The sequence below is a fragment of the Bradyrhizobium sp. genome, from assembly GCF_019242285.1.
Lineage (GTDB): Bacteria > Pseudomonadota > Alphaproteobacteria > Rhizobiales > Xanthobacteraceae > Bradyrhizobium.
Genome location: NZ_JAFAVV010000551.1, coordinates 1 through 14,792, shown reverse-complemented (window position 1 = coordinate 14,792; position 14,792 = coordinate 1). Strand labels below are relative to the sequence as shown.

At 66.3% G+C, this 14,792-nt stretch carries 15 protein-coding genes; all 15 read right to left on the bottom strand.

Annotated elements, in window-relative coordinates; translation table 11 throughout:
* Window positions 1–248, bottom strand: a 248-nt coding sequence (locus tag JOY90_RS22395; RefSeq protein ID WP_291693295.1) for a hypothetical protein, incomplete at its 3' end; no start/stop codon positions are given.
* 12 nt (window positions 249–260) lie between these two features.
* Complete coding sequence (locus JOY90_RS22390) at window positions 261–785, bottom strand: YbjN domain-containing protein (protein WP_291693294.1); 525 nt, start codon at window positions 783–785, stop codon at window positions 261–263.
* Between the two features lie 22 nt (window positions 786–807).
* On the bottom strand, window positions 808–1,851 hold the full coding sequence (locus tag JOY90_RS22385) for a peptidyl-prolyl cis-trans isomerase (protein ID WP_291693293.1): 1,044 nt from the start codon (window positions 1,849–1,851) through the stop codon (window positions 808–810).
* A complete protein-coding gene (locus JOY90_RS22380) occupies window positions 1,848–2,453 on the bottom strand; it encodes a hypothetical protein (RefSeq protein ID WP_291693292.1) in 606 nt (201 codons plus the stop codon). The genes JOY90_RS22385 and JOY90_RS22380 overlap by 4 nt, the downstream gene beginning before the upstream one ends.
* Window positions 2,454–2,455: 2 nt before the next feature.
* Window positions 2,456–4,354: a putative porin gene (locus tag JOY90_RS22375; RefSeq protein ID WP_291693291.1), complete on the bottom strand. Its 1,899-nt coding sequence runs from the start codon at window positions 4,352–4,354 to the stop codon at window positions 2,456–2,458.
* A 46-nt stretch (window positions 4,355–4,400) separates the two neighbouring features.
* Window positions 4,401–5,147 (bottom strand): energy transducer TonB, encoded by a 747-nt coding sequence (locus JOY90_RS22370; protein WP_291693290.1) that lies wholly within the window; start codon window positions 5,145–5,147, stop codon window positions 4,401–4,403.
* Entirely contained in the window at window positions 5,144–5,635 is a 492-nt protein-coding gene (locus tag JOY90_RS22365) for a hypothetical protein (RefSeq protein ID WP_291693289.1), read from the bottom strand. The genes JOY90_RS22370 and JOY90_RS22365 overlap by 4 nt, the downstream gene beginning before the upstream one ends.
* Before the next feature lie 14 nt (window positions 5,636–5,649).
* Complete coding sequence (locus tag JOY90_RS22360) at window positions 5,650–6,054, bottom strand: biopolymer transporter ExbD (protein WP_291693288.1); 405 nt, start codon at window positions 6,052–6,054, stop codon at window positions 5,650–5,652.
* 5 nt (window positions 6,055–6,059) lie between these two features.
* Window positions 6,060–8,090 (bottom strand): DUF2341 domain-containing protein, encoded by a 2,031-nt coding sequence (locus JOY90_RS22355; protein ID WP_291693287.1) that lies wholly within the window; start codon window positions 8,088–8,090, stop codon window positions 6,060–6,062.
* Entirely contained in the window at window positions 8,090–9,736 is a 1,647-nt protein-coding gene (locus JOY90_RS22350) for a ShlB/FhaC/HecB family hemolysin secretion/activation protein (protein WP_291693296.1), read from the bottom strand. Before JOY90_RS22350 ends, JOY90_RS22355 begins: the two co-directional genes overlap by 1 nt.
* Window positions 9,737–10,091: 355 nt before the next feature.
* On the bottom strand, window positions 10,092–11,087 hold the full coding sequence (locus tag JOY90_RS22345; RefSeq protein ID WP_291693286.1) for a DUF4880 domain-containing protein: 996 nt from the start codon (window positions 11,085–11,087) through the stop codon (window positions 10,092–10,094).
* A 365-nt stretch (window positions 11,088–11,452) separates the two neighbouring features.
* Entirely contained in the window at window positions 11,453–12,004 is a 552-nt protein-coding gene (locus tag JOY90_RS22340; protein WP_291693285.1) for an RNA polymerase sigma factor, read from the bottom strand.
* Window positions 12,005–12,121: 117 nt separating this feature from the next.
* Window positions 12,122–12,832, bottom strand: a complete 711-nt coding sequence (locus tag JOY90_RS22335; RefSeq protein WP_291693284.1) for an energy transducer TonB — start codon at window positions 12,830–12,832, stop codon at window positions 12,122–12,124.
* An 18-nt stretch (window positions 12,833–12,850) separates the two neighbouring features.
* The gene (locus tag JOY90_RS22330) at window positions 12,851–13,585 is read right to left on the bottom strand and encodes a hypothetical protein (protein ID WP_291693283.1); all 735 of its coding nucleotides are present in this window, start codon (window positions 13,583–13,585) and stop codon (window positions 12,851–12,853) included.
* A 114-nt stretch (window positions 13,586–13,699) separates the two neighbouring features.
* Window positions 13,700–14,515 carry a fumarylacetoacetate hydrolase family protein gene (locus tag JOY90_RS22325; protein ID WP_291693282.1) on the bottom strand — a complete coding sequence of 272 codons (816 nt, stop codon included), beginning with the start codon at window positions 14,513–14,515 and terminating at the stop codon, window positions 13,700–13,702.
* Window positions 14,516–14,792 lie beyond the last annotated feature (277 nt).

Sequence of the window (14,792 nt, the reverse complement as noted above, 5' to 3'; positions counted from 1 at the left end):
GCGTCGTGAAATCTGGCCGTGCTCTCGTTGTCGGCGGCTAGCTCGCGCTGGAACTGAAGCTGCAGCCGCCTGGCGAAGTCGAGCCACGACGCCGGAATTTCCGCCCGATAATCGGCCTGTCCCTCGGCGAAGGTCGCCTTGGCCGCGGAGAAGAAGGTCAGCGCGCTGGCGGCAATGCGAAGCCAGCGCATCGGCGAGGACGATCCGGTCCGCTCCGGCCTGCTGCCATTGTTGCGCGCGTCACTCATCGACGGTGCCGATCACTGCATCGTGGCGGGCGCGCTCGGCTGAACGCTGCGATCGGCACTCGTCGCATTCGTTGCCGCCGGCGGCGCCGTCGCACGATCGGTGCCGTCGAGCTTCGGCAGCTCGGCCCGCAGATAGGCGATGAGCTGCTGGACCAGATGGTCCCAGATCTCGATCTGCGCCCGCAGATGATCCCGCGCCACTCCGCCGGCGACCGAGACGTCGAGCGTCAGCACCAGGAACGGCAGGCTGAGCTGCAGCCGCGCGAAGCGGCGGGAGGCATTCCAGCGGTTGACGAGATCGAGCGGCAGCTCGCCCTGGACCTGCAGCACCGCCACCAGCGCGGCGTCGATGAAGCTGCCGTCGCCGGCGGCCAGACGGTTGCCGGGCCGCACGTCGAAGGCGAGCCCGCCGGTCGCCGAGCGCAGATAGTCCCCGCTCGCCACGGGATCGGTCATAGTCTCGACCCGGTAGCCGGCGAGCTGCAGGACTTCACGCAGGTCGGCAAGAGTCAGCTTGGTGAGGATGGTTTCGGGCATGATGAACTCCAGCAATATCCGATTATTTCGCCCCAGCGGGCGGCTGCTCGCCGAGCAGGTTGCTCAGGGCGAACTCGTTGAGGACGGGCGGATGCTGCTTGAGAAGCTCGCCGAGATAGGCGCGCCGCAACGCTGCGGCGCGCTCGGAGCGCATCTGCTGCACGAGCTGGTCGCGCACTTCCGCAAGCGGCCGCGTATAGGCCGCCTTGGTATCGATCAGCTTGAGGATGTGAAAGCCGTCGTCGAGTCGGATCGGCTCCGAGATCACGCCCTTGGCGAGCTGCATGACTTGCGCGCGGATTTCCGGACGGATCTGGCTCTCGACGAGCCAGCCGAGATCGCCGCCGGTCTTGCTATCGTTCTCGATCGCAATGGCCGTGAAATCCGCGCCGGGCGCCTTGAGCTTGCGCTGGATCTCGTCAAGCGCCTTCTTGGCGCCGTCCTCCGCCGCCTTGTCGTCCTTCGCCGCCGGCACGAAGATCTGCGTGAGCTGGAACTGGCGCGGCATCAGCAGCGCATTGTGGTTGGCGTCGTAGACCTGCTGCACCTCGTCGTCGCTCGGATAATTCGCTGGCGGCACCGAGACCGTCTGCAGATAGAGTTCGACCAGCGCGTTCTCGCGCAGCCTGTCGAGCTGGGCGGCCACGTTCGGCTGCTGGTCCCATTTCTTGGCGACGAGTTCCTGAAGCACCAGCCGGTTGGCGAGCTGCAGCCGCACCGCCTGGCTGAGCAGGCCCGGATCCTGCCCGATGGCCGCGCGCTCGCGCGGGCCAAGGGCGGTGAGATAGCCGCGCATTTCATCAGCGGACACGTTGATGTTGCCGACCCGCGCCACGACGTCGTCGCCGGCCTTGCCGGCCGCGGTCGGTGAGGGCGGCGCTGCCGGCGCATTCGGCTGTGCCGCGCCCGTGGTCTGCGGCGCCTTCGGCTTGGCGGCCGGCTGTGCAGCGGGGGCTTTCGGAGCGGTCTGCGCGAAAGCGGGAGCCGACGGACAGGCGACCACCAGAGCAACCGCCGACGCGCAGAGCGGCAAGATCCGGATGGCGCGGCTGATATTCCTGTTCATTGCACTGCTTTCTGGTCGAGGAACTTGTCCTTGGTTTCCTGGAGCGAGTTCTGGATTTCGACGCGGCGAAATCCGAACACCGGCTCACGCGCCACCATAGTGTCGCCGATCGTGACAGCCTGATAACGGCCGACCAGCTCCTGGCCCGCCTTGATCAACTGTCCGTTCTTGGTGACACAGCTCTTGGTGCTCGCCTTGTAGCTCGTGGCTTCGCCTTCGAACTTCGCGCGCTCGGCGTCCTTGCTGCGCGCCACGGTCGCAGCTTCCTCATAGGCGGTCTTCCATTTCTCCAGCGTCTCGTCGCGATCGGCGAGGCGCTTGTTGAACTCGTCGACCGCCTCGCGATACTGCTTCTCGGCCGCGCGCGCCTCGGCCTTGGCCGCCTCGACCTGCGCCTTGGCGGCAGCGGTGGCGCGCTCGGCGTCGGCGACCTTCGCCTGCAAGGCGGCGCGCTGGTCCTCCAACTGCCGCATCTGGACCGTGGCGGAGCGCAGCGCGTCGCGGAGCCGGTCGGTGTCGAAATCGGCGTGCGCCAGATAGATCGGCGGCAGGGCCGCGACGGCCGCCGTCGCCGCCACGACGAGTATGATGGCTTTCCTCATGCTCAGAACCTTGCGTTGAGATCGACCAGGAGCACGTCGACCGCATAGGGGCTGCCGGCGATGTTGTTGGCGCTGAGCCAGCGCGCCGAGGCCCAGACGTTCTCGCTGAGGCCGACATTGCCGCCGACGAAATAGCCCTTCAGGTTGGTGCCGCCGAGGCCGAAATCGGAGTCGACGAAGGCGTCGAGAGTGGCGTCCGATTCCAGGAATTTGTAGCCGGCATGCACGTTCCAGTCGCCGAACTGCCGGATCTGGTTGTCGCCGACCGTGACGCGCGCCATCCAGCCCTGGTCGCCGCCGTTGAACGGACCGAACGTGCCGGTCGGCGTGCCGGCCCGGTTGTTGATGGCCGCGCCCGGCGGAAGCGACTGAGTCTGTGGATCGAGGCCCGTGCCCGCAGCCGTCAGGCCGCGATTGAACGCCGAATTCCAGACGAACTCGCCATCGAGGACGATATGATAGGGGTTGAACTGGCCGAAATCGAGCTGCGCGCTCGCGACCACCGGCCGATATTTCTGCACCAGACCGAAGTACTGAAACTGCAGAATCTGTCCATTGTTGTTGATGAGAGGGTCGGCGATGATGTTGCGCAACGCCATGTAGGTATTGCCCTTCTGCGCGAAGGACGGTCGCGACAGGTCGCTGCTGCAGACATCCGCGCTCGAGCCCACCACGCAGGGCGCGGAGAGCTGGCCCTGCACGTTCTCGAAGTCGTAATAGGCGGCGGCAAGGCGGAACCGGGTCTGCGGATCGAAACGCGAGCCGAAGCCGAGCTGGCCGCCAAACAGCCATTTGTCGTGGCTCGGGACCTGCGATGGCGCGCCCCGCAGATCCTGCAGATTGGTGCTGAGGTTCAGCGACGTGTTGAAGATCGGGAACGCGCCGATGGTCCCGAACGGCATGAAATAGTCGTTGACCTGATGCTTGGCCTGGAAGGCGACGCCGTCGAAGCCCAGCTCGCTGTACCAGACGAGGTCGGTCGGCGACCAGAATGGATTGTCGAAGCGGCCGATCGAGGCCACGATGTCCTGGTTGAACGAGGTCCATTTCAGATAGCCGCGGTCGAGCCAGAGTGCGTATTTCGAGAAATCGCCGCCACTGCCGCCGAGCGTCTGGTTGGTCGACACCGGCGAGTTGGTCTCGCCGGTGGCGATGCGCAATCCTGCATCGAAGCCGTGGGTCAGGTCGGCGTCCATGCCGAGACGGGCGCGCAGCCGCACCTGATTGCGGTCCTGGCTCGCATTGTAGGTCGGCGCATTGAAGAGATTGCTGGCCCCGATCGCGTTGTCGAAAGGCGACCCGGTGTTGATGGCGTTGAAATTGATGGCGTCGTTCTGGTCATTGCCCTTCGGGAAGAAGCTGCCCTGGTAGCGGGCGCGGAAGTCGCCATAAAAGTGGATGCGGTGCGCCCATTCGGGATAGGCGCCGGGCGAGGCCCAGTTCTCCTTCTCCGCCTTGGCCATCACCTCCTGCCTGATTTCCTCGCGGAGCTGCTTCTTGACCACCTCCGGCACATAGGTGACGTGGCGCGTGCCCGGCGGGTTGGCCGCCGAAGCGGCTGCGTTCGCTGCCTTCGCAGCGTCCTCCGCCCTGGCGGAGGCGTCCTTGGCTGCCTGCCGCGAAACATAGGCTTCATTCTCGGCCTGCTTGATCAGCGCGTCGGCCTGCTCCTGCTTGAGCACGCCCTGGTCGACGAGGAGGTTGACCAGGTTGATCGTCGCGTTCGGCGAGGTCGGCTTGGCGCTGTTGACCTTGACCCGCTTCGAGTCGCCTTTCCTGTCCGAGGTCGACGCCTGATCGACCATGCTCTGGCCCAACGCCGGAGCGGCGCACGACAACGCCAACAGCGAAACTGCCAGCGACAATTGGCGCCGCCGTGCACTTGGATTGATCACAAACATTAGTCCCCAGTCCCCTTACGCTTGGTCGTCCTGTTCGAAATTCACGTCACCCTGGCCGGGTCTCCGTCACCCGGTGGATCAACGGCATCGGTGTGTCCCTGGGCGGCGGCTGGCGCAGCGTCAGATTGCCGAGCACGTCGTTGCGGATGACGGCATCGAGCTCGGCGTCGCCGGTCGAAGGCGTGAGCGTCACCCGCGTGATCCGCCCGGTCTGATCGATCCAGACCCGGATCTCCGTCCGCATCACCGCCCTCCGGGTCCTGCTGTTGGCCTGCAGCGCCGCCTGGATCTCGTTGCTGACCCAGGCCCCATACGAGCCTCCCGGGCCGCCGCCGCGGCCACCATACGGGCTGCCGCCCGGCTTGCCGCCGAGATTGAACAGATCGCCGGGCCCGACTGCCTTGGCGTCGAGCGACAGCGGCCCCGGCGGCTCGTCGGCCTTGGCGTCCTTGATCGGCTCGTCCTTCGGCTTCTCGGCCGGCGGCTCTTCCTTGTTGAACTCCGGCGTCGCCATCTCCGGCTGCTTGAGCAGCTTCTCCGGCGGTGGAGGTGGAGGCGTCGGGGGCGGTGGCGGTGGCATGATGGTCACGATCGTGATCTCGCGCACCTGGCGCGGCGGCGGCAGATCGTTGCCGGAAAAGAGCCACCACCATCCGACCGCGAGCAACAGCGCGACGACGACGAGCGCCGCGAGATAGCGCAGGCCCACGCGTCCGTTTCGCTGAGCTGCAGACGTATCGGCGACCGCGTCGCGCGTGACGACTTTCTCTCGGTGGCGCACGGGAGCATTCATGGCGCAACCTCGACCGCGGCGCCGCCGGGTCGCTGCTCGGCGACGTAGCGCAGGACGAACCTCACGAGCGTGTCGAAATCTCCCGTCTCCAGCGTCACCCGTGCATTCGGCGTGACGTCCATGATGAGATGGAAGGTTTCACTGTCGGCATGAAACTCGACATAGGCGGCGCGGTCGATCGACAGCAGCATGCGCGGCCGGCGCGACAGCGTCAGCACGAACGGGTCGCCGTCGACGGGCCCGCCGGCCGCCAGCCTGTCGCGCAACAGCTCCGCGAGCCGCGCCAGCAGCGCCTCGCCCCGGACCGGAAACGCAAGGACGACGCCCTCGCGGCCGTCATCGCTCGCGCGCTTCGAACGGTCGCCGTCCGCGCCCTCCACCAGATGCAGCCGCGTCAGGGTCCGCCGCAAAACGCTTCGCATCTGCAACAGCAGACCTTCGCGGCCGGTGCCCGTAGCGGGGGGAGCGTTGCGAAGCGAGTGGTCCATCGGTCGCCGTAGCCTCACTTGACGAGCGGCTTGGTGGCGAGACCGACCTGGGTCAGGCCGACGCGGCCGAGCAGGTCGAGCACGTCCATCACGCTCTGATATTGCGCCTGCGCGTCGCCGCGCAGCACCACGGGAAACTCGGGCGTCAGCGCCTTCTGCTGGATCAGCCGCTGCTCCAGCTCGGGCAAGGTCACCGGGATGGTGTCGAGGAAGATCTTGCCGTCATTGGCGACCGTGATGGCCTTGGTGGTCTGCGTCGCAAGGCTCGGCGCCGCCGAGGCCTTGGGCAGGTTGACCTTCTGGCCCTGCACCGTCGCCGTCGTCATGATGATGAAGATCACGAGCAGGACGTAGGCGAGGTCCAGCATCGGCGTGATGTTGATGTCGTCGTACGGCTTGGCGTCGGACTGGATCTGCATGGCCGCTACTCCGCGGCCATGCGCTGCTCGACCGGATCGGGCCGGTCGGCGGAGTAGAGCTCGGCCATCCGCGTGACGAGCTCATCGACGAAGACCTGGATGTCGCTGGTCAGGTTCTTGATCTTCGAGATCAGGTAGTTGTAGCCGAACAGCGCCGGGATCGCGACGCCGAGGCCGGTCACGGTCGCGACCAGCGCCGCCGCAATGCCCGGTGCGATCGCGTTGACGTTGACGTCGCCGCTCGCCGCGATCGCGGCGAAGGTGATCATGACGCCGACCACGGTGCCGAGCAGGCCCAGGAACGGTCCGCCGGAGATGGCGATGGTCAGGATCACCATCAGCCGGTTGAGGTTCTGCATCTCCTTGACCACGCCGGCATCGAGCGCGGCGCGGATCGAGGCGATCGAGGCGGCCGACAGGACCGCTGCGCTCGCGGTGCGCCGCCTGGCGAGGCGGCGGCGAATCTCCGCCGTGCCGATGTGATAGACGCGGTAGAGCGACGACGCCCGGATCTTCCGTGCATCGCCGGCGGCGAGCCGGCCGCCGAGCGTCGCCACCTCCTCGTCCTCGCATGTCTCGAGGAAGTCGAGATCGAGCTCGTGGAAGCTCTTCACGAAGCGGGCATTGGCCTTCGCCTGCCGGTTGAGATAGGAGGCGCGGTCCAGCATCACGACCCAGCTCAGCGCCGCCATCACCAGCAGCATGCCGATCACGACCCAGCCGTCGATGGTCACCGACTTCAGGATCACCGCGAAATAGCCCGACAGCCAGCTCGCCGTCTCCTCATCGACGCTGAACGAGATCAGCCTGGACGGATCGGTGCCCTGGTCGGCCGCGGCGAACCTGATGAAGCCGGGCGACCGCGCGACCTTGGCGATCTCGAGCTCGTCGATGTCGCCGACGAATCCCGCCATCGCGGCCGGTGCGGCCGCAGCCGCCGCGTCGGGCGATGCCTCCGGTACGGGCGCCGCCCCGCCGTCCGCGGCCGGCGCAGCAGCCGGTGTGTCGGCCTGCGGGCTCGCGGACGGCGCCGGCGTGGCCGGAGCGGGGCTGACGACTTGAGAGTCGGCTCCGACCAACGCAAGCGTGTTGAGCGCGGGGACGGTCGCGGCGAGCGACCCATAGACCGCGCCATCGAGATAGAGGGTGACCTGCCCCGCAGCCACGACCAGCGCGATATGGTGCCAGCCGCCGGCGGCGATCGGCGCCGCGGCGGCGGTGCGCTGGGCGGCCCCCGCATTGGTGACCTCGACGAACGGCGCGCCATTGTCCAGGCCGACCACGAAGCCGTTGGCGCCGTCGCGGCGGCTATAGAGTGCGGCGTTGGGCTGCAGCGCCGCCGGCTTGATCCACAGCGAATAGGTCCAGGCGCCGTCACTGGTCATGGCGAGCGACGAGGACGCCGGCAATGTCAGCGCATTGCGCCCGTCGAGCCGCAGGCCGAGCCCGATCAGCGATCCCTCGGCGGGCTGACCGACGCTCTGAGCGTTGTTGGCCCAGACCGACGAATCCAGCGACGGCGTGCCGCGTTCGCCGAAATGGTAGACCAGCATCGTGTCGGTGTCATATGTGCCCTTGGCATCCGCGGTCGCCGCCGCTTTCTTGTTGCCGTAGTAGAGCCACAGGTCGGTCTTGGCGCCGGCCTGCAGGTTCGGCACCGCCACCCACACCAGCCCCTCGCCGAGCAGCCCGTCGAACTTCTCGATGTGATGCTTCAGCGGCGTCTTGTCGTCGCCGGCGACGAAACGCAGATCGCTGCCGTCCTCCTTGGCCGCGCTGAAGCGGAAATTGCCGGGATGCAGCCGCACCAGCACCGGCGTCGTGCCGATCGCGTCGGTGATGTTGCCGCCGGTGGCGCTGGCGTCGATCGTGATCTTCTTGCGCATCTGCCAGTCGTCGTTCCACCAGGCCTTGGCCGGCTGTGGCGCGAACGTCAGCACCGCGACCAGCGCGAGCAGCAAAAACGTCTTTACGTTTGCTGCCGCGCGTGCACCCCGTCGAGACTGGCGCGCCATATGGTCACATTCCCGTTTCATCAGAATTCACCCCAGACTCGAACGTTGACGCGCGGGTCGCCCGCGCGCGTGAAGGCTTGATTGGTCATCGGCACCGCGAGATTGACGATTCCGTTCAGCGTGTTGAAAACCTTGAAGCGGGTGCCGACGCCGTAGCTCCAGAGGTCGAACTTGTCCTGCTGCTCCGGCAGCGCGCGCTGGATGCTGACATGGCCGGCATCGGCGAAGGTGTAGAACCGCCAGTCGTTGAAGGTGACGAAGCGCGGGGCGCCCTGCCCGGTCTCGTCCTTCACATGCTTCTGCAGCATCTCGCCGAGGTTGGGCGACCGCAGCTCGATATTGCCGATCACGCCGTCGTCGCCGAGCGTCTCGGACTCGAGATAGCCGCGCACGGTGTCGAGCCCGCCGGCGCTGAGCTGCTCGCTCGACACCAGCGGCCCGTCCGCGAACTGGGCCTGGACCTTGCCGTAGAGCTGGTAGCCCTTCGGGAGCTCGTGGGTGTGCGAGACGTCGAGGTTGACGTGCGTGAAGCTCGGCGAAGCGTCGAACCGCTTGTTGTCGAAAGCGAACACGTCGTCGCTCAGGGGACGGATGTTGTAGGTCAGGGACGCGTCGAACTGGGTCGTGAACTTCTCGTTCTGGAAGTTCGCCGTGTAGGTCCCGACGATGGGATAGTAGGTGACCGGCGAGCCGAACGAATCGGCGCCCAGCGACACCGTCTGGTCGAAATGCTTGAAGTCGACGCCGACCGAGAGCGTCTGGAAGAAGTTCTCGCGGCTCGGCAGCGTGATCACCGCGCGGCTGCCGATGATCGTGCCGGGTCCGACGATGTTGGTGCCGCCGACGGTTGCGACGTCGCTGTCGGACTTGACGCCGTAGAACAGGAAGCTCAGCCAGTCGATGTCGGGGTGATGCGCCAGGTAGGAAGCCGAGAACACCTCGGCGTCTTTGCGCCGTTGCGGCGCGACCTGGTAGGTGAAGCTGAAGGAATCGCCGAGCTGCCATAGATTGTCGTAGTGCCCGGTCGCGCTGACCCGCGCCGACGTGGTGTTGGGCGACTGGCGGTTGTTCACCTCGAGGCTGCCATGCAGCGGCGGCTTGTCCTCGACATTGAGGTCGACGTCCACCGTGCCCGGCGTGTCGCCGGCGCGCAGCGCCGGCGTCACCCGCCGGTCGGGCCATTGGTTCAGCGCGACGATGTCCTTGGTGACGTCGTTGAAGTTGGGCACCCTGCCCTCGTGGAGCGAGGCCGCCTTGTCCTTGATCTTGTCGAGGTCGAAGTAACGCGAGTTCTTCACCCGCAGCTTGCCGACCTTCAGCTCGGTCACCTTCAGGACGACGACCTTGCCCTGCACGTTCTGTTGCGGCACCGCGACGCTGACCGTCTGGTAGCCCTTGTCGTGATAGGCCTTCTCGAGCGCGGCCCGCGCCTTCTCGACGTCCTCGGCCGACTTGTTCGGACCGAGGAACGGGTAGATCGCCTCCTCGAGATCGATCTGGGGCAGCGTCTCGACGCCCTGCACGGCGAAATCGTCGATGTCGAAATGCTGCACCGGTCCTGCGGGCTTCTGCGCCGACGCCGCGCCGGGCTTCTGCGACGCCGCAGCCGGCGCGCCGGCAGCGGCCGGCTTGCCGGGGGTCTGCTCCGCCCAGGCCGGCGTCGCCATATCAAGAGCGCCAATACCGAGAGCGCCGGCCAGCGCCAGCATCGCCGCCGGACCACGCAGTCCGTCGAGCGCAAGCCCAAGCCCAAGCCCAAGCCCACGACTCCTGTCACCACATCCAAATCGCACGAACGCTCGCTCGCCTGCTCGCACGTCCACGAGCGGCGCGGCGGGATGCCGCGCGCTCGGTGTGCCTCGACTAGAAGACGACCGGGCGCAGGCGAGACTGAATCAAAAAATTAACGAATCATCGGAACGAAGCTTCGCGTCCGATTCGGACCCCGAATTCGCGGAGCGACGGCCACCCCCCGGCAGCCCGACTGATTCCGATTGACGGGCTTCATGCACGCATCATTGTCTAACTCAACAGCACGATGCCCCCGGGCAGGGAACGTGCCGTGGCGCCGAAAAGATTCTGGGCCTGCCCGATGAAGTCATCGAGATGGTCGAGATGGAAGGTGCCGGAGATCATGTGACCGGCGAGACCGGCGTTCATCAGCACGATCTTGCCCGGCCGATAGCGGTTGATCTCCTCGACCAGGCGGCTGACCGGCCAGTCGCGGACGATCAGCAGACCGTTCTGCCAGGCCTTCGCCTGGTCCGCATCGACCGCCAGCCGCGGCCCAAGGCCGGCGGCCGCCGAGTAGGAAACCTGCCGTCCGGCGGGGATCGAAAGCCTCTGCCCCTTCCAGACCACGTCGACCGTCCCGTCGAGACAGGAGACCGAAACCACCTCATCGAGACACTTGACGTTGAAGGTCGCAAGATAGGCCGAAATACTTCCGCCGGCGGCGTCGATGACGAGCGGCGCCATCTCGCGGCGCTTCGCGGTCACCGCAGCCTCGCCGGCAATCAGCTCGATGCGCGGCTCGGTCGGCGACGATCGAATGGCGATGCTGGTCTGGGTATTGAGCGTCAGCGCGACGTCGCCCGTGAGCGTCACATGGCGCTGCTCGCCCTTGGCGGTCCGATAGTCGGCGGACAATTCGTTGAGGGAAGGCCAGAGGCCGAAGGGCGGCCGCATCGCGAGATATAAGCAGCTCACGGAAGCCGCCATCGCGCCGCCGATCAGCCGGCGGCGGGTCAGCGGAACGCGCAGCAGACCTCGGTCGTCGGCGAACTCGCGGGGCAGCCTGCTTTCGGCTCCGAGCTGGCGCGTCGCATCGCCGACATTGCGCCACAGCCTCACGGCGTCCCGGAACGCGTCCTCGTGCTCCGGGCTCCGGCTCCGCCACAGCTCGAACGCCGCCGCATCGTCGGCGGTTGCGGTCCCCGAATTGAGGCGAATCACCCACGCGATCGCTTGCCGTAGCAGCGGGTCGAGCTCGGGAGGAATGTCGTCAGCCGCAGTCAAGGCCTGATTGCTCTTTGTTTCCCCGCTCCGAGGCGGCCGCCCTAGCGCCTGGTATCCTAACCCCGAAGCCCGCAAGGGTTGCTCGCAGGAGAGTGCAGCGGACTTCGGGCCGCGGACAGGGGTGCGTCGAATCGAGGCCCTGGGCCCGACCTCGTTACAGAATAGACGATTCATCGCTCGCCCGACTGAATCGAAATCGAGCCTCTTCGGCCTTATGGCTACCAAATCGGCGGCCGGAGAATGATCCTATTTTCGTACCCGCAATTCCAGTTTCCGAAACCAGGCCGGTGCCACCGTGGCGCGGCATGGCCGAGCCGATCAGATCCAAATCGCTGCCTGGTTGCAGGGGGGTCCAATGATGAAATCTAATCTGTCGCCGCCGATTTGGGACGAGGTCCGAACCGGCGAATGACCTTACGTCCCAGACGGCGGGCGAGGTGCTCCATCACATGCTGCAGGTCGAACTCGACGGTGCGGACATCGATGCCGAAACGTGCCGCAATGTCGCTGTGGACCAGCTGCTCGATATGAGCGGCCACGAACACGTTGCGGCGGCGTGCCGGCAATTCCCCGAGCGCCTTCTCCAGCTCTTCGAGCTCGATGCGCGCCTCGGCGACGACGGACGGGCCGGGCCGATCATCGGGAACTTCCATGATCGCGGCGATTTCCGCCGCACTCAGCAGCCGGCGGTCGCTCCTGCGCCGGTCCTTGGCGACATTGATCGCCGTGCGAAAAAGATAGTCCACGGGACTGCGGACGGTCACCGTCTCCGACACCCGGTCGGCCCGCAGGAAGGTTTCGTGCAGCGCCTCGCGCGCCAAGTCGGAGGAGCCGAGGCAACGGGTCAGGCGCCTGACCAGCCCCTCATAGTCGGCCGACAGCGCTTCACGCAACGACTTGGCATTCTGCTCTGACACTTACGCCCCATCCACCGCCCTTTTCGGCTTTTACAAGGCCGCGGTATGGCAGAATAGGTATCGAGGGAGGATGACACCCGCGTGACGCGCGAAACCGCTCATGTACCTGTGGATGGCTCACGGCAGATCGAACGCCACCGGCACGTGAATGTTGAGCGGCTCCGGCAGCTCGGCCGGAATCCGGGGCATCGGCGCCGCCTTGCGGATGGTCTCGACGGCCGCGAGATCGAGCGCACCGTAGCCCGAGCTCGACGCGATCCGCACATCGGTGACGGTGCCGTCGCGCAGCATCGAGAACACCAGGCGCACCGTGCCCCGCTCGCGCTCTCTGCGCGCATCTTCCGGATAGTGCCGATAGCGCGCGATATGCGACAGCAGCGCCTGCTGAAACCGCGCCGCCTCATGCTCGATCGACAGCCGCGGCACGCCGGAGGACGACGCCGATGCCGCAGCCGGACGCGGCAGCAGTGCCGGCGCCGGCGGCACGAGCTCGCTGGACTGGTTCGGAATCGAATGATCGGGATCGTCGACCAGCGGCTGCATCTGCTGCCGCGACGAGGTCTGCACCGGCTGCGGACTGTCCTGCGGCAGCGCGCTCGGCTCCTGCGGGCCGATCAGGCGCACGTCCACGACATTGTCGGCGAAGCGCGAGCTGGTGCCCAGCGGCATACGATGCAACCAGAACACACCCGCCGCGAGCAACAGCGGCACCAGGAGCGCAACCAATGCAAGCGATCGCACGCCGACCAGCGGCCGGGCGACCTCATGCCAATCCGGTGGCGGCACTTCACGGTCCATGACGGGGTTGGGGACAGCTCGGTCCGACATCGACGGTTCAACCAGTTCTCAGAGGGCGTGGACCGAGATCATGAAGCGGATCGGCCGCGGGGTGTTGGGCGGCGCCTGCTGGCTCAGCGTCAGGCCTCGCAGCGCATCGACGATCGTGGCGTCGCGATCGTGATCGCCGGTCGAGCCGTCGAGCTCCGCCCGCTCGACGGTGCGCGAAGGCGTCACCCACAGCCGGACCGCGACCCGGTAGTCGGCCCGGCCGCTCCGATTCCTCTTCAGCACCTTCTGGATGTCGGACTGCACGGCACCGACATATTCGCCGAGCCGGCTGCGATCGACGGCCTCGGCGGCGGCCGTGACGCGCAGCGTGTCGAGCGTGAGATCGGCGGGCCCCAGCGGATGCGCGGGCGGCTCGTCGGGACTGGATGCCGCCGCCGACGACAGCGTAACGGCGCTGGGCCGGCTGTAGCGGATCTGCAGATCGGTATCGGCAAGCAGCGTCCGCAACGCCGCCTCCGGCGTGAGCTGCCCCTCGACCGGCGTCGACTTGAAGCCGGCCGCGGCCGCGGTCTCATACATCACCTGCACGCCGCTCTGCTCGCTATAGGCCTGCAATGCCTCGATCAGGTCCTGTCTTGGAATGTGAAAAATCAGCGGTCCCGCCGCAGGCGCCCTTTCCTCCCCATAGGCGACGGCGATTCCTATCGAGATCACGAGAAATATCACGATCCGGCCCATGGTCAGGATCGGCTGGCGCGGTCTCGCCTCCCCGACATCTCGGCCCACCGCCATCAATACAAGTGCCCCAGCCGTCACGGCATTGTCATAACCCCAACCAACCTTAGAGACGCAGTGTTACACTCGCGTGTCAGCTCGGGCGGTCTCCTCTTGGTCTGCGCGGTGGGGTCAGGCAAATCGAATGGTGATTTCCTCGAGCGGAATGCCGGCTGCTTTGGCGGTCCAGCGTTCGCCCGGCTTGACCGGCATCGCAAGCGTCAACGTCCCCGTCGAGATGACCTCACCCGCGGACAATGACGGATTGTGCGGATCATCTGCCAGCAATTCGACCAGATGGCGCAACGCCTTCAGAGGACTGTCGAGCACGAGCGCGCCGCCGCCGCGCTGCACCAGGGCGCCGTCGCAATGGAGTTCAACCTCGAATGTGGAGAGTTCACGCTGCCACTCCGTCCGGCGTGGCGCGATCGCATGACGCGTTCCAATCAGGAGCGCGCCATGCACCCCGTTCGCGGCGACCGTGTCTGCCGCCGAGAATTTCCAGCCGGGAAAGATCGACTGCACGATCTCATAGCCGAGAGCGACCCACGCCACGCAATCGATCAGCGCATCATCGCTCATGGTGGCGGCCGGTGCCGCCCCCAGGCCGAACATGATCTCAGGTTCGATCCGCGGCTCGGAGAAATCATCCAAGGCCATGACCTGCCGGTCTGCGAGCGCGTGCGTCGTGCGGCTGGTGGCATATCCCCACACCGGCGATTTCACGCCATATATCTCCCACATCTGGCGGTTCGTAAAACCGATTTTCCGGCCGGTCATTCTCTCACCGCGGGATTCGAAGGCGGCGCGAAGCAGCGGCGTGACCCGATAGGCTTGCGCCAGGGTCAGCCCGGCAGGCCGGGAAGAAAAGGTCGGAATTTGAGAATGGTTGGCCAGGGCGGCGATGACCTCCTTGGCAACCGCTTCGATCTCCGCTTGCACAGTCATACGAAATTCTCCACCCAGGCATCGACAGCATCTACCAGTCCGACGAACGATCTGTACGCGTCCGAACCGCCGATTGTCACGCGAGAAGCCTGCTGATGGCGGATGGCTAAGCGAATGCCAGTCCGGCAGCGATCAGCGCCATCAATCCGAGGGCGACATTGAGCGCGCGTTCGCCGTTGGGCGAGAGCGCCAATCCTCGCAGCAAGCCCCCGATGGTGAGCCAGACGATGTCCACCACGACCATCACCGCCACCAGCAAGAGCCATTTGGCGAATGA